Raw genomic sequence first — 20,538 nt, 5'->3', positions numbered from 1 at the left:
CGTCGCTCAATCGCCGTAGCTGCCCAGCCTTTCAAGATCGACCACCGTCACGCCGCCATATTCCAGGCGCAGCAGCCCCTCCTTCTCCAGGGTCTGCAGGCATTGGTTAGCCTTCTGGCGCGAAATTCCGGTGATGGCACCGAGCTCTTCCTGGGTGATCTCCAGATGGCGGGTCGCGTCACGATAGAGGATCGGGTTGAAGAGCGAGGCAATGCAGCGCGCGAGACGCCCGGTGGCATCGAGCCTGCGGCCATATTCAGTCAGAGCGATGAACTGACCGAGCCGTTCGTTCAACAGCGAGACCAGAAAGCGGTTGAAGCCGACACTGTTCTCGAACAGCCACATAAATGCTGAGCGCTCCATGAATGCGAGCTTGGAGTCGCGTAGCGGGACAATGTCGTAACGTCGCGGTTCGTTCTTCAGCACGCTGCCCTCGCCGAACCACGCGCCCGCCGTCAGGCCGGTGATGCTGACCTCCTTGCCACTGCGCGAAATGGTGCCGATCTTCGCCAGACCACTGACCACGCCGGTCCAGTATTCGAACTGGTCACCGCGCATGCAGACGAATTCATTCGCCTTGAACGACTTCTCGACGATGCCCGCGCGCGCGACCTCGATCTCCTTCTCGTTCAGGTCCCGCGCCCAGGCCGCGATGCGCTTGAGATGATCTGCAGCAATCATAGGTCCGGCTTCACTTCGAATGTTGCGCCGCAAAAGAACGCCCGCGCGACAAATTGGCAGGCAGATTGTCCGCCGCGAGACATTTCAGGATACCGATTTGACGTAGGGAAGACCACCGCGAAAGGTCATTAGTAGAATGGCTTAGCGTGACCGGGCGATATAGGCTCGGGACTATCCGAGGAACGTGGATAAAGAGCGCGACAAGCGCCGTATCTGGGAGGATTTGAGTGGCGGTTGCTCTGGACGTGCGCGGGGTATCACTGCGCTTTGGTGGCGTTCGCGCGCTCACCGATGTGAGCTTCGCTGTCAATGACGGCGAGCTGTTCTCGATCATCGGGCCGAACGGTGCCGGCAAGACCTCCATCGTCAACTGCATCTCCGGTCGCTACCGCCCAACCGAAGGCCAGCTGTTCTATCACGGCACGGACATCACCGGGCTCAATCCCAACGCCCGCCCCGGTCTCGGCATCGGCCGCACCTTCCAGAACCTCGCGCTGTTTCATCATATGAGCGTGCTCGACAACATCATGGTCGGGCGCCATCACCTCTTGAAGAACAACTTCCTCACCGGCTCGCTGTACTGGCTGACCGGCGCGCGCAAGGAAGAGCTGGAGCATCGCCGCAAGGTCGAGGAGATCATCGACTTCCTCGATCTGCAGAGCGTGCGCAAGGCGACCGCCGGCACTCTTCCCTATGGTCTCCGCAAACGCGTCGAACTCGCCCGCGCGATGGCGCTGGAGCCGAATCTTATCCTCCTCGACGAGCCGATGGCCGGCATGAACTTCGAGGAGAAGGAGGACATGGCGCGCTATATCGTCGATCTCAACGAAGAATACGGGATGACGGTGATGATGATCGAACACGACATGGGCGTCGTGATGGACATCTCCCATCGCGTGATGGTGCTGGACTTCGGCCGCAAGATCGCCGAGGGCGATCCCGCTGCCGTGCTGGCCGATCCACACGTCAAGCGCGCCTATCTTGGTGAAGAAGACGAAGCCCTCGTCGATCCCGACCATGCGCCTATCGCTGCGGAGAGTGCCGCATGATGGACTATGCCGGCCGCGTCAAGCAGGCAGATACCTATCCGAAGCTGTTGCGCCTCAACGCCAAAGAACATGGCCAAGAGATCGCGCTGCGCGAGAAGGATTTCGGCCTGTGGCGGGAGTTCACCTGGAAGGATTACCATGCACGGGTGAAGGATTTCACGCTCGGCATGGTCGAGCTCGGCATCGCCCGCGGCGACGTCATCGGCATTATCGGCGACAATCGGCCCGACTGGGTCGCTGCCGAGATCGCCGCGCATGCCATCGGCGGGATGAGCCTCGGTCTCTATCGCGACATGCTCGATGAGGAAGCCGCCTATCTGCTGAACTACGGCGAAGCGAAGATCGTATTCGCCGAGGATGAAGAACAAGTCGACAAGCTGCTCACCCTCGCTGACCGTGTGCCGGCGCTGAAGCACATCGTCTACAGCGACCCGCGCGGCATGCGGAAATATGACGACCCGCGGCTGTTAGAGGCTGACAGGCTCGCCCAGATGGGCCGCGACCGCGCGGCGCGCGAGCCGGGCCTCTACGATCAACTGGTGGATGCGACCAAGGGCGAGGACGTCTCTATCCTCTGCACCACCTCCGGCACCACGTCACATCCCAAGCTCGCGATGCTCGCCGCAGGCCGCGTGCTCGGCCACTGCGCCGTGTATCTCTCCTTCGATCCCAAGGGACCGGATGACGAATATGTCTCGGTGCTGCCGCTGCCCTGGATCATGGAGCAGGTCTACGCGCTCGGCAAAGGCCTCCTGAGCCGGATGAAGGTCAACTTCGTCGAGCAGGCCGACACCATGATGAACGATTTTCGCGAGATCGCGCCCACCTTCGTGCTGTTCGCGCCGCGCGTCTGGGAAGGCATCGCGGCCGATGTGCGTGCCCGGGTAATGGATTCATCGCCGCTGAAGCAGAGCCTGTATGAGCTCGGCATGAAGTCGGGCCTCTCCGCGCTCGCCAACGGCAAGCGGTCTGCCGTTGCAGATACTCTGCTGTTCCGCGCGCTGCGCGATCGCCTCGGCTTCACGCGACTGCGTTCGGCCGCCACCGGCGGCGCAGCGCTCGGCCCCGATACGTTCAAGTTCTTCCGCGCCATGGGCGTGCCGCTGCGCACGCTGTATGGCCAGACCGAAACGCTCGGCGCTTTCACGCTGCACGAGCCCGGCGCCGTCGATCCCGACACCACCGGCATCGCGATGGGCGACAACATCAAGATCGAAATCCGCGATCCCGATGTGCAGGGCGTCGGCGAGATCGTGGTCAGGCACCCCAATATGTTTCTTGGCTACTACAAGTCGCCGGAGGCGTCCGCCGCCGACCTGCGCGACGGCTGGATGCATTCTGGAGATGCCGGCTATTTCAATGATAACAAGCAGCTCGTCGTCATCGACCGCATCAAGGATCTGGCGCAGACCGCGCGCGGCGAGCGCTTCTCCCCGCAATATATCGAGAACAAGCTGAAGTTCTCACCCTATATCGCCGAGACCGTGGTGCTCGGCGACAACCGCGACGCGCTTGCGGCGATGATCTGCATTCGCTTTTCGATCATCTCGAAATGGGCTGAGAAGAAACGCATCTCGTTCACGACCTATACCGACCTCTCCTCACGGCCGGAGGTTTACGAGATGATCCGGAAGGAAGTCGAGACGGTGAATGCCACACTGCCGCCGGCCCAGCGGATCGCCAAGTTCCTGCTGCTCTACAAGGAGCTCGACGCCGATGACGGCGAGCTGACCCGGACGCGAAAGGTCCGCCGCAGCGTCATCAACGAGAAATACGCCGATATCATCGACGGCATCTATGGCGGGGCACGGGATATCCCGGTCGACACGACCATCCGCTTCCAGGACGGCAGCTCCCAGCGGATCCGAACGAGATTGGTTGTGGTGGACATGGCGCGAGATGGCGCGCGCATGCAGGCTGCCGAATGAGACCGCAAGCATGAACACGCAGTTCCTCCTCCAGCTTCTCGTCAATGGCCTCGTGGTCGGCACGTTGTATGGCGTTGTCGCGATGTCATTCGTGCTGATCTACAAGGCGACGCAGGTCGTGAATTTCGCCCAAGGCGAATTGCTGCTGATCGGCGCCTGGGTGTGCTGGACGCTGCTGACCAAATATCAGGTCCCGTTTTGGCTCGGCATGCCGATGACGCTGGTGTTCATGTTCGCCTTCGGCATCCTCATCCAAGTGGTGATCCTGCGACCGATGGTCGGCGAGCCGGTCATCTCGGTGATCATGGTGACCATCGCACTGTCCACCGTATTCCAGGCAGCGCTGAAGTGGATCTATGGCGTCAGCCCGCAGCCGTTCCCTCGCGTCTTCACCAGCCAGTCGGTCAACTTTGCCGGCCTGCAGATCCAGACCGTCTATGTGATGAGCCTCGTCGTGTCGGTCGCGATGATGATCGGCATGGCGTGGTTCTTCAAGGTCTCGAAATGGGGTCTGGCGATGCGCGCCACCGCCTTCAACCAGCAGGTGGCGCAGTCACTCGGCATCTCCGTGAAAACCGTGTTCGCCATGGCCTGGGCGATCTCGGCGATGGTGTCCGCTGTCGCCGGCGTGGTGGTTGCTGTGGTCAACGGCGTCTCATCCGGCCTGTCGATCTACGGCATCAAGGTGTTCCCCGCCGTGATCCTCGGCGGCCTCGACTCCATCGGCGGCGCCGTGGTCGGCGGCATCATCATTGGATTGCTGGAAAACTTCGCGCAGTTCATCGACAGCGAATATCTGCACTGGGGCAATCTCTATGAAGTCGCCCCGTTTTACGTGCTCATCATCATCCTCATGATCAAGCCTTACGGCCTGTTCGGCACCAAAGACATCGAGCGGGTATAAGCATCATGGCCAGCCCCTCCCTCATTCCTGCCGGCGACTTCCGCAGTTCTTATGCGGTCGACACCACCATTTTTCCGACCAAGACCAGCCGCAACGCCGCGATCCTCGGCGTGGTGCTGATCTGCTTCGCGCCGCAACTGCTCAGCGAATACTGGCTCAGCCAGCTGATCGTGATCGGCATCTACGGCATCGCGGCGTTGGGGCTCAACATCCTGGTCGGCTTTACCGGCCAGATCTCCATCGGCCATGCCGCGTTCTTCCTGTTCGGCGCTTTCACATCGGCCTATATTTCCAACAAGACAGCAATCCCGGTGTTTTTCGCCATCCCACTGGCGGGGCTCGTAACCGCCATGGTCGGTCTCATCTTCGGCCTGCCGGCGGCGCGGCTGAAGGGCCTTTACCTCGTCATCGCGACGCTAGCCGCGCAATACATCCTGCTCGACTTCTTCTCGCGCGCCGAATGGTTCTCCGGCGGCTCGGTGCCGGCGATGGCCAAACCGTTCTCGATCTTCGGCTATGAGTTGCGCGGCGACCGGCATTATTTCTACGTGGTGCTGGCCTATGTCGTCGTGAGCTATCTGCTGGTCACCAATCTGATGCGCTCGCGCGACGGCCGCGCGCTGGTGGCGGTGCGCGACCATTATCTCTCCGCCGAGATCATGGGCATCAACCTCACGAAATATCGGACGCTGTCATTTGGCCTCGCGGCATTCTTCGCAGGCATCGCCGGCGCACTTTACGCGCATTACCAGCTTGTGGTTTCCAATGAAGGCTTCGGCATCGAGCGCTCGATTCTCTTTCTGGCGATGGTCATCATCGGCGGCACCGGTTCCATCATGGGCACGCTGATGGGCACCGCCTTCGTGGTGCTGCTGCCGGAGAGCATGGAGTGGATCTCAGCGGAGTTGAAAGGCAGCGCCATCGACCGTGCGCTGCAGCTCAACAACAATCTCACCTTCCTGCGCGAGATTGCCATCGGCCTCATCATTATCGCGTTTCTGGTGTTCGAGCCTGACGGGCTCGCTCATCGCTGGCGGCAGATCAAGACCTACTGGAAACTCTACCCGTTCTCACATTGAGAACGGGACGGACTAGACGAAACGATAAAATATAAAATCCAACGGGAGAATGCTCATGACGATGAAATCATATCTTGCGTCCGCGTCCATTGCCCTTCTTATCGCGGGCGCGTCCGCCAGTGCGCAGGCGCAGATCGCCGTCGGCCATCTCGCCGATTATTCCGGCGGCACGTCCGACGTCGGCACACCCTATGGCCAGGGCGTGGTCGACACCTATGCCTGGATCAACAAGAACGGCGGCGTCGGCGGCAAGCAGGTCAATCTCGACAGCAACGACTATGGCTATCAGGTGCCGCGCGCGATCGCGCTGTACAAGAAGTGGTCGGGTTCCGACAAGGTCGCGGCGATCATGGGCTGGGGCACGGCTGATACCGAAGCGCTCACCGGCTTCCTCGCACAGGACAAGATCCCGGATATCTCGGGCTCGTACTCGGCGGCGCTGACCGATCCCACCGGTGCCGGCGGCAAGGCGAAGCCTGCGCCGTATAACTTCTTCTATGGCCCGTCCTATTCAGACGCGCTGCGCGCAGAGCTGACTTGGGCAGCAGAAGACTGGAAGTCTAAGGGCAAGTCGGGCAAGCCGAAATATGTCCATATGGGCGCCAACCATCCCTACCCCAACGCGCCCAAGGCCGCAGGTGAAGCGCTCGCTGCCGAACTCGGCTTTGAAGTGCTGCCGCCATTGGTCTTCGCACTCGCGCCCGGCGATTACTCCGCACAGTGCCTCAGCCTGAAGAGCGCCGGTGCTAATTACGCTTACTTGGGCAACACCGCAGCCTCGAACATCTCGGTGATGAAGGCCTGCAAGGCCGCCGGCGTCGACGTGCAGTTCATGAGCAATGTATGGGGCATGGACGAGAATGCCGCAAAGGCCGCCGGCGATGCTGCCGACGGCGTGATCTTCCCGCTGCGCACGGCGGTGAGCTGGGGCGGCAACGCGCCCGGCATGAAGACGATCATGGAGATTTCCAAGATCTCCGACCCGTCGGGCAAGATCTATCGCCCGGTGCACTACATCGCGGCGGTCTGCACCTCGCTCTACATGAAGGAAGCGCTCGACTGGGCCGCGAAGAACGGCGGCGCTACCGGCGAGAACGTCGCCAAGGGCTTCTACCAGAAGAAAGATTGGGTACCGGCCGGCATGGAAGGCGTCTGCAATCCCTCGACCTGGACCGACAAGGATCACCGCCCGACTACGAAAGTCGATCTGTATCGCTCGAAGGTCTCAGGCGCGACCGATGGCGATCTCAATGACCTGATGGCCAAGGGCACGATCAAGCTCGAGAAGGTCAAGACGGTGGAGCTGCCGCGCAAGCCGGAATGGCATGGGTGGTAGTCCTTACCTTCTCCCTGCCTGCGGGGAGAAGGTGGCGCGGACGCGGTCCGCGACGGATCAGGGGTGAACCTCCGCAGGCTTGGAGCACGTAGAGAGTCCCCCTCACCCGCCCGGCTTCGCTGCGCTACGCCGGGTCGACCTCTCCCCGCAAGCGGGGAGGTTAGCACCAGCCGATCTCAGGAGCGTCATTGATGCAGACAGCTATCGACACCAGCGCACAAGTTTCAACAGCGCCAGCCACCGCCCCGCTGCTCGACATCCGCAACATCGAGGTCGTCTATGACGACGTGATCCTCGTGCTGCGCGGCCTGAGCATGGAGGTGCCGAAGGGTGCCATCGTCGCGTTGCTCGGCGCCAATGGCGCAGGCAAATCGACGACGCTGAAAGCGATCTCCGGTCTGTTAAAAACAGAAGACGGCGAAGTTACGCGCGGCGAGATCCTGTTCGACAGTGAACGAATCGACGGTATTGATCCCGACAAGATCGTTCGCCGCGGCATCTTCCAGGTAATGGAAGGCCGTCGGATCGTGTCCGACATGACGTCACTGGAGAACCTGCGGCTCGGCGCCTTCACGCGCAGGGACAACGAGGTCTCCACCGATATCGACATGGTCTACGATTACTTTCCGCGGCTGAAGGAAAGAACAGGCTTGGCCGGCTATCTCTCGGGCGGTGAGCAACAGATGCTGGCGATCGGGCGCGCGCTGATGGCGCGGCCGAAGATGATCCTGATGGACGAACCGTCCATGGGCCTGTCGCCGCTGCTGGTGAAGGAGGTCTTCGCCATCATCAAGAAAATCAACCGCGATCTCGGCGTCACCATTCTGCTGGTGGAGCAGAACGCACGTGCCGCTCTCTCCGTCGCGAGCCACGGCTATATCATGGAACAGGGCAAGGTGGTGCTCGACGGCACCGCCGACGAGCTGCGCGACAACGAGGACGTGAAGGAGTTCTATCTCGGCGGCGCCGGCGACCAGCGCAAGAGCTTCAAGAACCTGAAAAGCTTCAAGCGGCGCAAGCGATGGCTCTAGCCGCTGACAGCCCCGCACGCGGCGATGCCCGTTTTCCGGGCCAGGATCATGCGAATGCGGCGCGACACGAGCAGGAGGATAACCAGTGCGGTGACCAGCGCCATCGCGATCAGCATGCGATTGAGCGGCATCGGTCCGTCGTCCAGCAGCAGCGCGCGCCCGGACGCACCGAGATAAGCGTAGAGCACGATCTGCGGCAGCGTGAACACGAAGGTGATCAGGGCGAACGGGAGCAATCCGATATTTGTCAAACCGAACAGATAGCTCTGCGCCGAATTGGGCAATGGTCCACCGAACCGCATCAGCGCGACGATGCGCCAGCCCTCGTCATCGACCGCCTGGGCAATCAATCGCCAGGCTGCGCGTTTGGCGGTCTGCCGCTCCACCCAACCGCGCAAAACCGAGCGCGACAGCATGAAGGCCAGAACGGAGGCCGCCGTGGCGACAGGCACGATGATGACCAGAGAGCGCAAGCCGAATGCAGCGCCGGCACCGAGCACGATGAAGGTTCGCGGCACCGGCACGAAGGACGCCATGACGATCAGCGCGGCGAGCATCCCTGCAGCGGGCAAATCAAGCTGGCCGCAGCTTTCGAGCCACTGGACGATACGTTCTGACGACATGATTTCCCACTGGCACGATGCCACAGCCTAGCGGAACAACCGCGACGACGCCAAACGACCAGGACACACCCAGATGCGCCACTTCGACACACTCGAAAATTGCGATCCGTCGCAGCGCCAGGCCAATCTGTTCTCGCGCCTGCCGGATGTGCTGCGCCACGCGATGCAGGCGCCCGCCTATGCGGAGCATCTCAAGGGCATCGATCCCGCTGCGATCGTCAGCCGCGCGGCGCTGGCGCAACTGCCGGTGCTACGCAAATCCGACCTGCCGGTCCTGCACAAGGCCAGCCCACCGTTCGGCGGTTTCGTATCAGGTGCGACCGGCTCGTTCGGCCGGTTGTTCACCTCGCCGGGGCCCATCTTCGAGCCGGAGTCGAAACAGGCCGATCCCTGGCGCGGCGCGCGGGCGCTCTATGCCGCAGGTTTCCGCGCGGGCGACGTGGTGCTGAATACTTTCAGCTATCACCTGACCCCCGGCGGCTTCATCTTCGACGGCGCTGCGCGGGCGCTCGGCTGCGCCGTGATCCCTGCGGGTCCCGGCAATACCGAACAACAACTCGAATTGATCGAGGCCTATCGTCCATCAGCCTATAGTGGCACGTCGGATTTCCTGAAGATTCTGCTCGATGCCGGCAAGGCCGCCAATCGCGACGTCTCGTCTATCAAGCGCGCCATGGTATCCGGCGCTGCCTTCCCGCCATCGCTGCAGGTCGAGATCGCCTCGCGCGGTGTCGAGGCCTATCAGGCCTTCGCCACAGCAGATCTTGGTTTCATCGCCTATGAGAGCACCGCCCGCGATGGCCTGATCGTCAATGAGGACCTGATCCTGGAAATAGTGACCCCCGGCACCGGCGAGCCCGTGGCTGAGGGCGATGTCGGCGAGATCGTGGTGACGTCGCTGGATCCGCACCACCCGTGGATCCGGCTGGCTCTGGGCGACCTGACTGCCGCCCTGCCCGGCCACAGCACCTGCGGCCGGAGCAATATGCGCATCCGGGGCTGGATGGGCCGCGCCGACCAGGCCACCAAGGTCAAGGGCATGTTCGTGCGGCCCGAACAGGTTGCCGAAATCGGCAAGCGGCACCCGGAACTCGGCCGGCTACGGCTGGTGGTGTCCAGGGACGGTGAAAATGACGCCATGGTGCTGAAAGCAGAAGCGGCAGCGCCGGACAGCCCCGGGCTGCAGGAGGCCGTCACGGCCACGCTCAGGGCCGTCAGCAAGCTCGGTGGGACCGTAGAGCTGGTGGCGCCGGCCTCCCTGCCCAATGACGGCAAGATCATCGCGGACGAGCGCGGGAACTGACCGCGCAGGACTCCCGCGGCGCATCATAAAAAGCCGGACTTCCCCGGACGATCCTGCTATGCAGCCGGCCAGATCGAGGACGTCTGCTGCCGTGAGATTGATTTTACCACAAATTGTCGAGACTTGGCTGTCGCGCCCCACCGTGTCGAAGATGATCAGCTTCGGCGTGATCGGCCTCGGCAACACCCTCATCGATCTCGCCGTCTTCACCCTCGCCTATCAGGTGCTGAAGCTGCCGCTGGTGCCCGCCAATGTCATGGCGTGGCTGGTGGCCGTATCGTGTTCCTACGTGATGAACACCATGATCACGTTCCGCGCCGAATCCGGCCGCGTACTGCGATGGAAGGATTATCTCAGCTTCGTCGCCTCCGGTGTATTAGGCGTGATCGCGACCACCACCACGCTCGTGGTGTTGTCGCATTTCATGCCGGTCTATGCCGCCAAGCTTCTGGCCATTTTGGTCAGCTTCATCGTAAATTTCACGATGTCGCATTTTGTGGTGTTTCGGACCAAGCCGGCCGATCCGAACGAAGCCATCCGCTAGATCGCACACGCAGTCAGGCGCCGAGCACCCGTTCGGCTTCGGCGACCGCGCATAGAATGTGATAGAAGGACGACGCCGGGATCGTATCGACTAGCGAGCGTCCCTCACCGTCGAACTGATCGTACCAGCTGCCTTTGACGGGATGCTGCAAATAATATCTGTCCAGCCGCATCAGCGCCGCGCGTGCCTCGTCGGCCGCGCCGTCGACGCCTGACTCCGCCTGCGCGACAAAGGCCTTGATGATCTCGGTCTGCGGCCAGCAGCGCCGTGTTGCCTTGACGATATTGCCCTGAGCGTCGCCTTCGTCGACCAGACAGCCGGTGGCGTCGCGATAGCGCAGCGCGGATTCGAGCAACGTTGCGCGCTGCTTGCCGGTCGGGCAGCCGGTGATGCGTTCGAAGCCCTTGAGCAGCCACACCCATTCGGCCTGATGGCCGGGCTCGACGCTGACCGGCTCGATCCGCGACCAGTCCTGTTCGAAATATTCGCCGAGCACGCCCTTCTTTGCATCGAACAGATTCGACGAGAACAGACCGAACAGATCGCCGGCCCGCGCCTGAAACGCCTGATCATGGGTCGCGTCAAAACCCGCGATGAAGGCCTCCAGCAGATGCATCTGCGGATTCTGCCGCCGCGGCATCGAAGCCGGCACGCCCTCGAGATAACCGCCGTCTGGTGAGCGCAGTTGCGTATCGATGAACTGCATCAATTCGCCGATCTCGGCGCGCACCTTTGCATCGCGATCCAGCTGATAGACCGTCGCCAGTGCCAGTAGGACGAAAGCATGGTCATAGGTGTCACGCAGCGGGTTCAGCACCGAACCATCGGGCGCGAGAATATGCACGAAGCCCGGCTTGCCATCCGGCACCTTCGCCTTGGCCAGCATGTAGTTGAGACCCTTGCGGGCAATGTCGGCGCCCTGCGGGTACCAGCCGAGCTGCGCAGCCTTGGCGAAACAGTAGATCTGGCGGGCTTGGACACGGACCCGGCGCGGCGTGGCCAGATCGGCATGACCGTCGCGATCTAGCCGTTCGACGAACCCGCCGTTCGACCGGTCCCAGCCGCGTTCCGCCCATAGTGGCAGCGCATGATCCACCATCAGGACCTTCAGCGTCCCGACGATGTCGTGAGAGTCCTCCCTGTCCCTTCGCACGGCGCAGCCTTCTTTGGTCATCGGGTCACCCGGGATATTTGTTGCTGGGTACATTTGACCTCACCTCATACCACGTGCAACCGTCCACTTCATAGAATCTGGCGGTATCGCCTGTCAGTCGGGTTGAAATCATTCGTTACCGACAATTTCAACGCGTTTTTTTTGAGAAGACAAGTATTATCCTCTTCTCTAACTTCGCTTATCCGAGCTTCCCCAGAGGTTCTTAATCGCGTATCGCGATGATCGGCGCCGACCCATGTCGGCACCAGCTATGTCAGCATCGTGTGCGGCACCTGTTTTGCCGATTTCGGCGCCACATCACCTGCGTGCATAAGCGCGACGGCACGGTCACGCCCATCCAGCGAGATTCCAATTTTCGAACCGAGTAAATGTTTGTGCTGTCGATCCCGATTTCACAAAATGCTTATCCGACGTTTCGCTTTCGTTCAGCGAAAGCCCACTAACGCTCAGCGAACGGTGAGTATTTTTTTCACGCGCGCTTGTGATTAGATAACGCCCGTCGCGCGTACCGGTTTATTCTACAAATTCCACCGCAACCGTTTCAAATTCGAAGGTATTTTTAGCCTCGTTCGCTCTGATGATCCATACCGAATGTTTCACGACCCCGATACGATACAAATCGATGGTACGTGCCGCTCCGGTTTACATCGGCGACGAATGGTAGACCGCTAAAGCGGCAAGTCGAACCGCGGATAAAACGCCCTCGGGTTCCAGCCGAAGTCTTGCACCGCGGGCCCGGCGTCGAAAACCATATCCTTGTTCATGCGCATTCCCATCGCCGCATTCGCATTAGGCAGCAGCGGATGGGCAATCGCAAAAGCCGCTCGCCAGAGGAAGGGCGACACGGCGAAAACGCGGCGCGGCCGTTTCATACCATCGAAAATCCGGCCGACCATTTCGCGATAGGGCAACACCTCGGTTCCGGGTAGCGAGTAGATCTTGTCGATCGCGTTGGCACTCCCCGCGGCAGCCAGAGCGCCAATCGCTAGATCTTCTGCATGCACCGGCTGCCGCAATCCTATTCCGCTTCCGGCCAATGGAACGAAGCCGTAACGGCTAATGAAGCGTGCCAAGCGCGTGATGTTGGCATCGCGGCCTTCGGCGTAGATCAACGTGGGGCGAAGGATGGTCCAGCCGATCCCAAGCTCTCGGCAGGTCGCGATCAATTCCTGTTCGGCCGTCGCGAGCTGCCGAAGCATCGTTCGCTCCGTTTCGATTTCCGAGTCGATCTTAGTGAGGATGCTAGTGGAGGTAAAAACAACAACCCTTTTCAGCGACGTATCATGGAGCGCACGCAAGGCCTTAGGGAGTGGGCCAATATTTGCCGTGCAATAGAGTGTTTCGAAAGGTGGCAGTTTAAGGCTGTGGAGCGAGGACATCTCTCCCTGGAACCAGACCTGTTTCGCCGTGCACTCACGCGGTGATCGGGACAGCGCAAACGGGCATTCGCCCATGCGGACGAGATGTTGCAGAATATACCCGCCAACAATCCCCGTGGCTCCAACAACGAGGCTCTGTCTCATGTCATCCGAATGAATACGGGTCGCGATTCACGATTGCGGTTGAACCGGACCGATTAAGGTCGATGAATCGTTTAAATGCGGGCCAACGTCGGAGCTGTTCCCGAGCGTCACGATAAGTACCATTTCATCCAACTTGCAGCAATAGGGCTGAGACCGTTTCAGAATAGTGGAAAAACCTCGCTTCTGAGAACTAGCACTACTTTGGCAGATTTTACTGAAGGCGATCTGCGAGCAGCCTCTTACAGTGCGTACATCGTAGGGATGGAGGCCGCATGAAAAGGTCGAGGATGGCTTCTCTGATGACCTTATGTTGGGTTGTGGCGGTGGGACCGCCGCTGCCGTAAGGCGGAGGGGTTGAAGGAAGACCCAGGCGCTCATTGTCATTAAGGCATGTCGGTGTAACCCGGCCCACGACCTGCCTTCAAAATGGTCGAGCCTGAGCTTTTCATTCAATTGCTGACGCGCTTATTCACAGATCCACCGCGCCTTGACGGCAGCTGCCAGCGTCTTAAGCGAAGCGTCAGCGGACAAATTCGAGATGAAGTACTTCTGCTCAGAGCTCGATCGTCGTTCGCCTAGGATCCAAACTTAATCGCCAGGCACACGCTCGACACCGTTATCGAACACGGTGCTTGGGGCGCCCGCGATGCGGACGCACCGTGCAGCAAAAAGGCATGACAGCGGGCCTTTCGTGCCCCAGCGCCAGTTGATCTCCGCCACTTTACGCCGACCAGCATTGTCTCGGCTGAAACTGGTGACATATCCGGGATATGGTGTTTGCGCAGCTAACGGGCTTTCTCCGTCGGAAAGATCGTGATGACATCGCTCGGAAGACTTTCTGGAGTCGCGACGTGCCGACTGCCCACAAGAGGCCACGTTCGCTCAGAGCATGACGGAACGGCGCGCTCGATCCGTATCCCGCATCCGCCAGCACACAGCCGAGGCGAACAACGGCGCGATCGCGCGATCGACCTCAGCCAGTGCGATCCCTGGCTTGGACCGCACCGTGCGATGCTCGATTGGAACGCCGGCACGCTTCAGACATACCGGATCGCTCGTCCAACTCTCCGGAATAAGGAGACCTAGCGGCACCTCACCGCGCGCAAGCGTCAGCGACACCAACGTCTGGCAATTCGCCGTCTTACCGAGAGTTGATACATATTGAGGAGCTACGGCAACCGAGCGATCGCCCTTCTTCGGCATCGATGTATCGTCGATTTGCCGCCGACAAGCCAGTCGGCCTGGACGAGCATTTCTGCTTCCAACGGCGCCGCGTGCCAGACGCCATCAGCGATGAAATGGTGCAATCGGTCATAGTCGTTCGGCGTCAACCGCGCCGCCATTAGCTGGACGCTCCTGCGATGACCCGGTCCAATCCGTCCCGAAATATATAGTGGACACATCCACCGCCGGCCTTGTGACCTAAACGATCCCGGAACGGCTCGAGCCAGCGTCCAAGTTCATCTTCCCACCTCAGCGTCGTGTCCACCATGGTCAGCCCTCCAAGAAGCCGGCCACCCATGATCATTGAAAACCTGGTTCGGCAATCCTGCCCCCGATCAACTCTAAAATCTGCCAAAGTGCTCAAATATCAGGCCTTGAAGCGGCCCCTCACCAAAAGAGCCCGTCGAACGATCGCCACTATTGCAATGACAAGCTGATCCGGCACATCCGTTACCGCCTGGGACACAAGAGGCAGTTGAAATTATTCGCAAATGCCTCTACCGAACGGGGACATTTAAAAGCAATCCGACGTCTCTAATTTTGAAGCAGCCGCCTCCATGACAAACACCGCTAAAGTTGCGCTCATTACCGGCATCACCGGTCAGGACGGCGCTTATCTGGCTGAGCTATTGCTCGCCAAGGGATATGAGGTGCATGGCGTCAGGCGCCGGACCTCTCTATTCAATACCGACCGTATCGATCACCTCTATCATGATCCGCATGACCAGGGCTTCAATTTCAAACTCCACTACGGCGATCTCACCGACTCCTCCAGCCTGATCCGAATCGTCCAAGAAGTGCAACCGGACGAGATTTATAACCTGGCGGCACAAAGCCATGTCGGCGTATCGTTCGAAGAGCCGGAGTATACCGCAAACTCTGACGGGCTCGGCACGCTGCGCATGCTCGAAGCCATCCGGACGCTAAGATTGGAAAAGAAATCGCGCTTTTATCAGGCTTCGACGTCCGAGTTGTACGGGCTGGTGCAGCAGGTCCCCCAGACAGAAAAGACGCCGTTCTATCCGCGCTCGCCCTATGCGGTCGCAAAGCTCTATGCGTACTGGATCACGGTCAACTACCGCGAAGCCTATGGTTTGTATGCCTGTAATGGAATCCTTTTTAATCACGAGTCCCCGATCCGCGGCGAGACTTTCGTGACGCGGAAGATCACCCGCGCGTTAGCGCGCATCAAGCTCGGTATGCAGGACCGGCTTTATCTCGGAAATCTCAACGCCCTCCGCGACTGGGGCCATGCCCGCGACTATGTCGAGATGCAGTGGATGATGCTGCAGCAAGACACGCCCGAGGATTTTGTCATCGCCACTGGCGTGCAGCATTCGGTTCGCGATTTCATCACGCTGGCCGCAAAGGAAGCCGGCATCGCGGTGCGTTGGGAAGGAACCGAGGCGAACGAGAAGGGCTATGATGCCGCCAGCGGCAAATGCATCGTCGAGGTCGATCCACGTTATTTCCGTCCAGCCGAAGTCGAAACCTTGCTAGGCGATGCAAGCAAGGCGCGCATTAAACTGGGCTGGACCCCGAAGACGCCGTTCGCCGATCTCGTTTCCGAAATGATGCGCGAGGATCTTAAGACTGCAAAGCGGGACAGCCTTGTGAAACAGCACGGCTTCAAATATTTTAACTACAACGAATAGAGATCGTCAAAGCGTGCGAACTTTAAAGCAGGTCTTGCGAGCCGATCACCCATGAAAAAAAGCGCTCTAGTGACTGGAGGCGCGGGCCAGGACGGCTGCTATCTGGTAGACAAACTTCTCGCTGACGACTATTCCGTGCATGTGCAGAGCCGCCACGCCGGGGCCAAGCCGACACGAGAAGGTGTGCATTGGCATATCGGCGACCCTACCGACTATCATTTCATGGAACGGCTGGTCTCGTCGGTCCGGCCCGACGAGATTTTTAACCTCGCGGCGATCTCGCGGCCGGCAGCTTCATGGAACGAGCCTCTTGAAACGGCTATGCTCAATGCGGTGATGCCTCAACAGCTATGCGATCTAATGCGCAAGTTGTGTCCCAACAGTCGGCTGTTCCAAGCGTCCTCATCCGAAATTTTTGGTGAGATGTCGCAGGACTCGTCGCAAAATGAGGAAACGCCGTTCAAACCGATGTCGCCCTATGCGATCGCGAAAGCATACGCGCATCGGATTATTGGTGCCTATCGGTCGCAGTACGATCTTCATTTGTCGGCGGGCATCCTATTCAATCATGAGAGTCCCAAACGTCCGCTGAGCTTCGTGTCACAGAAAATCGCCCATGCCGCTGCGGCCGTATCTTTGGGGCTGTCGCAAACCACCGATCTCGACGAACGCGGGCGTCCGATCCTGCAGGACGGAAAGGTCATGCTCGGTGATCTCAGCGTGCGCCGCGATTTCGGTTATGCCGGCGATTATATCGAAGCCATGCTGCTGATAGTAAGGAGTGATCGGCCCGACGACTATGTCATCGGCAGCGGCGAACAGCATTCAATCGCGGAATTTTGCGAAACGGCGTTCCGCGTTGTCGGCCGCGACTGGCAGAACCACGTCATCAGCGATCCCGGCCTCATCCGCAAGACCGACAACCGCTACACTCGCGCAGATCCTAGCAAGATTCACACGCAATTGGGATGGCGCGCAACGACCTCGTTCGAAGATCTTGTTGGGATGATGGTACGGTCGCGGATTGAAGCGATCACCTTGGCCACGGCGGACTAGACCGCGGCTCGATCGACCCAACTGAACGTTAACTGAACAGATTGTCGGTATTCTCGTGAAAGTCGTTCACGCCTACAAGATTTATCGGCCTGATGTCGAAGGCGGCATTCCGCAGGTTATCGCCATGCTGACCGGCTCCCGCGCAGAAACGATGACAAGCCGGATTCTGGTTGCACGCTTTCGGGGATGGTCCCGCCACTTTGTCATGGATGGAACGCCCGTCACTGCGCTAGCGTCGCTGGGTACGCTATTTTCCACGCCGCTAGCGCCGACCTATCCATTCGTCCTGCGACGCTTTGCGCGCGAGGCCGATGTGCTAGTGCATCACGCGCCATTTCCGCTGACGGATATCGGCATCGCGGCCGGATTGGGCGAGCGCACCGCGCTGGTAGTGTATTGGCATGCCGAGATTCTCGGGCGGGCCTTGCTACGCAAGCTGCTGACGCCGGCAATCAAGTCTGCGTTGTGCCGCGCCGACCGGATTGTGGTGTCCGACGGGGCCATGATCGACAATTCGGACTTCCTGAAGCCTCACAGGGACAAGTGTAGCATCGTCCGCTACGGGCTCGACATCGACTACTGGAGCAACGTCGGCGAAGCCGGCCAGACAACCGTCGCCAAACTTCGCCAGCAGTATCCACGGTTAATCGTCGCGGTCGGCCGCCTAGTCGGCTACAAAGGGCTTGACGTCCTGCTGAATGCCCTGCCCTCCGCAGAGGCACAACTAGTGATCATCGGCGACGGTCCGCTGCTGGAGGACCTGAAACAGCAGGCGAAGCGCAACGGAATCGCCGATCGCGTCTTTTTCAAGGGACGCGTGACGGCCGATGATATCAAGCATCATCTCCACGCCGCCAAGATGCTGGTCCTGCCGTCGGTCACGGATGCCGAAGCGTTTGGACTGGTCCAAGTCGAGGCCATGGCCGCGGGTTTACCAGTGATCAACACCAGTCTGCCGACCACCGTTCCCAACGTCGCCCGTCACGACCGGGAAGGCCTCACCGTTGCCGTAGGAGACGCCTCGGCGCTAGCACAGGCCATGAACCTCTTGCTGGAGGATTCCGCACTGGCCCAAAGACTGGGATACGCGGGGCACGGCCGCGCGCGATCGGAGTTCAGTCGTGAAGCCTATAGCGCCAGGATCGCGCAGGTTTTGGATCAGGCACTTGCGCATCGCCGAGCCTTGTCGGGACAGCCGCTATGATTATTGGCGTCGAAACACTCATCCTGCACCGATCAATGACAGGGGTCGGCAACTACCTCTACAATTTATTGAAGGCGCTGGTCGAAAGTGAGACGAACATCGAGTTCCGCGGTCTCGACTATGTGACCTGGCGCAAGCTCGACCGGCAATTTTTCGGCGAGATTGCCCAAGCGCAAAAAAAAGACGCGGCCAAGACGACCAGCGATGGCGAGCTGCAGCTGAGCGCGCTGAAACGTGTGCGACGATTCGCGCATCAGAGCGCCATCAATGTCGATGTCTTTCGGCACATCTATCGCAGCATTCGTCCGTTCCAGTTCACCATGTCCGCCAGGCGACAATCGCTAGATCTGTTTCACGCTTTCAACTACCTGCCGCCGGCCGACCCGGGCGTGCCGGTATTGCCAGTGATCTACGATCTGTCCTTTGTGCGGTTTCCAGAAGCCCATCCCGACGATCGGCTGCGGCAAATGCGCCCGCTGGCAAAAACTGTTGCGCGCGCGTCGCAGATCCAGACGATCTCGGAATTCACCCGGCGAGAAATCGCAAGCGTCTACAACTATCCGATCGAACAGATTTTCGTCGCTCCGCCGGCGGCGAGCGAGATATTCCGTCCGCTCGGGGCAGACATCACGACCACTGGCATCACCGGTTTCGAGCTGAAGCGAGGCAACTACCTGCTAGCGGTCGGAACGCTGGAACCACGTAAGAATCTGAAGACCTTGATCGCCGCCTATAGCCGTGTTGCCACTGCGGACCGCGCTCGCATGCCGTTGGTGATTGTCGGTGGAGCGGGATGGGGCGACCTCGCGCTACCGAAGGCAACCGAGCAACTCGTCAGTAGTGGGCAACTGCGGTTCCTCAAGGGCGTGAGCGATGCCGAATTGCGCAGCCTCTACGAAGGCGCGCGGCTGATGCTATTGCCGTCGCTCTACGAAGGCTTCGGTATGCCCGTCGTGGAAGCCATGGCCTGCGGTACGCCGGTCGCCCATAGCGCGGACACCGCAATGGATGAAATCTCTGGCGACCTCGCGACCCGCGTCGCTATGCTGGATGTCGATGCTTGGACCGAGGCAATCAACGCTGCGATCGCCACCGACGCCGTGGTGAACGACACGGCAAGAGAGAAGCTGATCAGCCGCGCTGCGCTGTTCGGGTGGCACCGGAGCGCCGGGGCCGTGAACGCCGCATACCGTAAATTCGCTTGATTCTTGACGCCTCCGAAAGGAGAGATTCTGCGGCGCGGTAATTCGCTACATCACTCATTTGGGGCGTTTTGCACGGACCACACATGTCAGTTTTGCGGCAGAAAACGTTTTGTTTGCTGGCATATTTGCCCTAAAAGGCGTCGCGTAACTCCTCACTGGCAAACACAAAATCATGAGCCGACCTGTCACCATCGAGATAGAGCTTCCGGACTTTCAATACGAAAAGCCCTCCCAGGGGCGGCTGGCTGCCAAGGATATGATAGATGGCCTGCGCGCATGGCGGCTCTGGTCGACACTTGGTTGGAATGACATCGTGCAGCGCTACCGCCGATCGATGCTGGGCCCGTTCTGGCTAACCGCAAGCATGGCGATCATGGTACTTGCGCTGGGGATTGTTTACTCTCGGCTGTTCAAGACCGAACTCCACGACTTCCTACCCTTTTTATGTGTCGGCCTGTTGCTGTGGGGTTATGTGAGCGCCACGATTTCGGAAGCAGGCACGCTGTTCACAGGTTCGGAATCCTACATCAAGCAGATCAGGCTGCCCTATTCGATTTACGCGTTTCGTTTTATCTGGAGCCGAATTATCATTCTAGCCCACAACTTCATCATCTATTTCGGTGTATTGATCTACTTCCAGTTTTCGCCAGGTCTCGGCGTGTTAATGGCTATTCCAGCGCTGGTCCTGCTTACCTTCAACTTGACATTGACCAGCCTGTATCTCGGAATGGTGTCAGCACGATTTCGAGATATCCCGCAAATCGTCGGCAGTGTGGTACAAATCGCGTTTTTCATCACACCCGTGATGTGGAAACCCGAGCTGCTTGGTGTCGATTCAACGATCGTCCTTCTCAATCCGTTCTTTCATCTGCTTGAGATTGTACGTGCGCCTTTGCTCGGGCAATCATTTCCCGCAGAAAGCTATATCGCGGTCCTAATCCTAACGATTTTCAACTCAGCGATTGCCGCAGCATTCTTTACAAGGTTCCGCTCTCGGATATCGTACTGGATATGAACGG

17 protein-coding genes and 1 pseudogene are annotated in these 20,538 nt (G+C 59.7%); 13 read left to right on the top strand and 5 right to left on the bottom strand.

The genetic code is table 11. From position 1 onward, the window contains the following. Positions 1-6: 6 nt before the first annotated feature. Positions 7-681, bottom strand: coding sequence for a Crp/Fnr family transcriptional regulator (locus CIW50_RS22830; RefSeq protein WP_149533461.1), 675 nt, complete (start codon positions 679-681; stop codon positions 7-9). A 227-nt stretch (positions 682-908) separates the two neighbouring features. Here CIW50_RS22830 and CIW50_RS22825 point away from each other — a divergent pair, with 227 nt between their 5' ends. The 6 genes from CIW50_RS22825 to CIW50_RS22800 all read left to right on the top strand — a co-directional run bounded on the left by CIW50_RS22825 (position 909) and on the right by CIW50_RS22800 (position 8,008). Then, positions 909-1,730, top strand: coding sequence for an ABC transporter ATP-binding protein (locus CIW50_RS22825; RefSeq protein ID WP_120290615.1), 822 nt, complete (start codon positions 909-911; stop codon positions 1,728-1,730). Then, positions 1,727-3,658 (top strand): long-chain fatty acid--CoA ligase, encoded by a 1,932-nt coding sequence (locus CIW50_RS22820; protein ID WP_149533460.1) that lies wholly within the window; start codon positions 1,727-1,729, stop codon positions 3,656-3,658. The genes CIW50_RS22825 and CIW50_RS22820 overlap by 4 nt, the downstream gene beginning before the upstream one ends. 10 nt (positions 3,659-3,668) lie before the next feature. Continuing rightward, on the top strand, positions 3,669-4,562 hold the full coding sequence (locus tag CIW50_RS22815) for a branched-chain amino acid ABC transporter permease (RefSeq protein WP_149533459.1): 894 nt from the start codon (positions 3,669-3,671) through the stop codon (positions 4,560-4,562). Between the two features lie 5 nt (positions 4,563-4,567). Continuing rightward, a complete protein-coding gene (locus tag CIW50_RS22810; protein ID WP_149533458.1) occupies positions 4,568-5,641 on the top strand; it encodes a branched-chain amino acid ABC transporter permease in 1,074 nt (357 codons plus the stop codon). Positions 5,642-5,696: 55 nt separating this feature from the next. Then, a complete protein-coding gene (locus CIW50_RS22805) occupies positions 5,697-6,977 on the top strand; it encodes an ABC transporter substrate-binding protein (protein ID WP_149533457.1) in 1,281 nt (426 codons plus the stop codon). A gap of 191 nt (positions 6,978-7,168) precedes the next feature. Continuing rightward, complete coding sequence (locus CIW50_RS22800; RefSeq protein WP_149533456.1) at positions 7,169-8,008, top strand: ABC transporter ATP-binding protein; 840 nt, start codon at positions 7,169-7,171, stop codon at positions 8,006-8,008. Here the strand turns inward: CIW50_RS22800 and CIW50_RS22795 are convergent. Next, the gene (locus CIW50_RS22795) at positions 8,005-8,631 is read right to left on the bottom strand and encodes a TVP38/TMEM64 family protein (RefSeq protein ID WP_149533455.1); all 627 of its coding nucleotides are present in this window, start codon (positions 8,629-8,631) and stop codon (positions 8,005-8,007) included. The two genes, CIW50_RS22800 and CIW50_RS22795, sit on opposite strands and share 4 nt — an antisense overlap. A 73-nt stretch (positions 8,632-8,704) precedes the next feature. Here CIW50_RS22795 and CIW50_RS22790 point away from each other — a divergent pair, with 73 nt between their 5' ends. Both CIW50_RS22790 and CIW50_RS22785 read left to right on the top strand, forming a co-directional pair. Next, positions 8,705-9,934, top strand: a complete 1,230-nt coding sequence (locus tag CIW50_RS22790) for a phenylacetate--CoA ligase family protein (protein WP_149533454.1) — start codon at positions 8,705-8,707, stop codon at positions 9,932-9,934. Between the two features lie 91 nt (positions 9,935-10,025). Then, the gene (locus CIW50_RS22785) at positions 10,026-10,478 is read left to right on the top strand and encodes a GtrA family protein (RefSeq protein WP_149533453.1); all 453 of its coding nucleotides are present in this window, start codon (positions 10,026-10,028) and stop codon (positions 10,476-10,478) included. A 13-nt stretch (positions 10,479-10,491) separates the two neighbouring features. On the opposite strand, the gene CIW50_RS22780 is transcribed toward CIW50_RS22785, so the two are convergent. The 3 genes and pseudogenes from CIW50_RS22780 to CIW50_RS22770 all read right to left on the bottom strand — a co-directional run. Further along, positions 10,492-11,652 (bottom strand): AGE family epimerase/isomerase, encoded by a 1,161-nt coding sequence (locus CIW50_RS22780; protein ID WP_149533529.1) that lies wholly within the window; start codon positions 11,650-11,652, stop codon positions 10,492-10,494. Between the two features lie 668 nt (positions 11,653-12,320). Next, positions 12,321-13,175: an SDR family oxidoreductase gene (locus CIW50_RS22775; RefSeq protein WP_149533452.1), complete on the bottom strand. Its 855-nt coding sequence runs from the start codon at positions 13,173-13,175 to the stop codon at positions 12,321-12,323. Between the two features lie 333 nt (positions 13,176-13,508). Then, positions 13,509-14,703 (bottom strand): annotated as a pseudogene (locus CIW50_RS22770) (IS701 family transposase); the annotation flags it as partial. 253 nt (positions 14,704-14,956) lie between these two features. Here CIW50_RS22770 and gmd point away from each other — a divergent pair. The 5 genes from gmd to CIW50_RS22745 all read left to right on the top strand — a co-directional run bounded on the left by gmd (position 14,957) and on the right by CIW50_RS22745 (position 20,534). Beyond that, complete coding sequence (gene gmd, locus CIW50_RS22765; RefSeq protein ID WP_149533451.1) at positions 14,957-16,054, top strand: GDP-mannose 4,6-dehydratase; 1,098 nt, start codon at positions 14,957-14,959, stop codon at positions 16,052-16,054. A 51-nt stretch (positions 16,055-16,105) separates the two neighbouring features. Beyond that, positions 16,106-17,110 (top strand): GDP-mannose 4,6-dehydratase, encoded by a 1,005-nt coding sequence (locus tag CIW50_RS22760; protein ID WP_149533450.1) that lies wholly within the window; start codon positions 16,106-16,108, stop codon positions 17,108-17,110. Positions 17,111-17,165: 55 nt separating this feature from the next. Beyond that, positions 17,166-18,314: a glycosyltransferase gene (locus CIW50_RS22755; protein ID WP_149533449.1), complete on the top strand. Its 1,149-nt coding sequence runs from the start codon at positions 17,166-17,168 to the stop codon at positions 18,312-18,314. Further along, positions 18,311-19,519 carry a glycosyltransferase family 4 protein gene (locus tag CIW50_RS22750; RefSeq protein ID WP_246664417.1) on the top strand — a complete coding sequence of 403 codons (1,209 nt, stop codon included), beginning with the start codon at positions 18,311-18,313 and terminating at the stop codon, positions 19,517-19,519. Before CIW50_RS22755 ends, CIW50_RS22750 begins: the two co-directional genes overlap by 4 nt. A gap of 172 nt (positions 19,520-19,691) precedes the next feature. After that, positions 19,692-20,534, top strand: a complete 843-nt coding sequence (locus CIW50_RS22745; RefSeq protein WP_172980433.1) for an ABC transporter permease — start codon at positions 19,692-19,694, stop codon at positions 20,532-20,534. Positions 20,535-20,538 lie beyond the last annotated feature (4 nt).

The sequence above is a fragment of the Tardiphaga sp. P9-11 genome (genome assembly GCF_008329525.1).
Lineage (GTDB): Bacteria > Pseudomonadota > Alphaproteobacteria > Rhizobiales > Xanthobacteraceae > Tardiphaga.
This window is presented reverse-complemented; position numbering and strand designations above follow the sequence as displayed.

What these genes read in the sequence shown, in the direction of transcription:
- CIW50_RS22830 (WP_149533461.1), bottom strand. Translation starts at nt 681, where the DNA reads ATGATTGCTGCAGATCATCTCAAGCGCATCGCGGCCTGGGCGCGGGAC.
- CIW50_RS22820 (WP_149533460.1), top strand. Translation starts at nt 1,727, where the DNA reads ATGATGGACTATGCCGGCCGCGTCAAGCAGGCAGATACCTATCCGAAG.
- CIW50_RS22815 (WP_149533459.1), top strand. Translation starts at nt 3,669, where the DNA reads ATGAACACGCAGTTCCTCCTCCAGCTTCTCGTCAATGGCCTCGTGGTC.
- CIW50_RS22810 (WP_149533458.1), top strand. Translation starts at nt 4,568, where the DNA reads ATGGCCAGCCCCTCCCTCATTCCTGCCGGCGACTTCCGCAGTTCTTAT.
- CIW50_RS22805 (WP_149533457.1), top strand. Translation starts at nt 5,697, where the DNA reads ATGACGATGAAATCATATCTTGCGTCCGCGTCCATTGCCCTTCTTATC.
- CIW50_RS22800 (WP_149533456.1), top strand. Translation starts at nt 7,169, where the DNA reads ATGCAGACAGCTATCGACACCAGCGCACAAGTTTCAACAGCGCCAGCC.
- CIW50_RS22795 (WP_149533455.1), bottom strand. Translation starts at nt 8,631, where the DNA reads ATGTCGTCAGAACGTATCGTCCAGTGGCTCGAAAGCTGCGGCCAGCTT.
- CIW50_RS22790 (WP_149533454.1), top strand. Translation starts at nt 8,705, where the DNA reads ATGCGCCACTTCGACACACTCGAAAATTGCGATCCGTCGCAGCGCCAG.
- CIW50_RS22780 (WP_149533529.1), bottom strand. Translation starts at nt 11,652, where the DNA reads ATGACCAAAGAAGGCTGCGCCGTGCGAAGGGACAGGGAGGACTCTCAC.
- CIW50_RS22775 (WP_149533452.1), bottom strand. Translation starts at nt 13,175, where the DNA reads ATGAGACAGAGCCTCGTTGTTGGAGCCACGGGGATTGTTGGCGGGTAT.
- gmd (WP_149533451.1), top strand. Translation starts at nt 14,957, where the DNA reads ATGACAAACACCGCTAAAGTTGCGCTCATTACCGGCATCACCGGTCAG.
- CIW50_RS22760 (WP_149533450.1), top strand. Translation starts at nt 16,106, where the DNA reads ATGAAAAAAAGCGCTCTAGTGACTGGAGGCGCGGGCCAGGACGGCTGC.
- CIW50_RS22750 (WP_246664417.1), top strand. Translation starts at nt 18,311, where the DNA reads ATGATTATTGGCGTCGAAACACTCATCCTGCACCGATCAATGACAGGG.
- CIW50_RS22745 (WP_172980433.1), top strand. Translation starts at nt 19,692, where the DNA reads ATGAGCCGACCTGTCACCATCGAGATAGAGCTTCCGGACTTTCAATAC.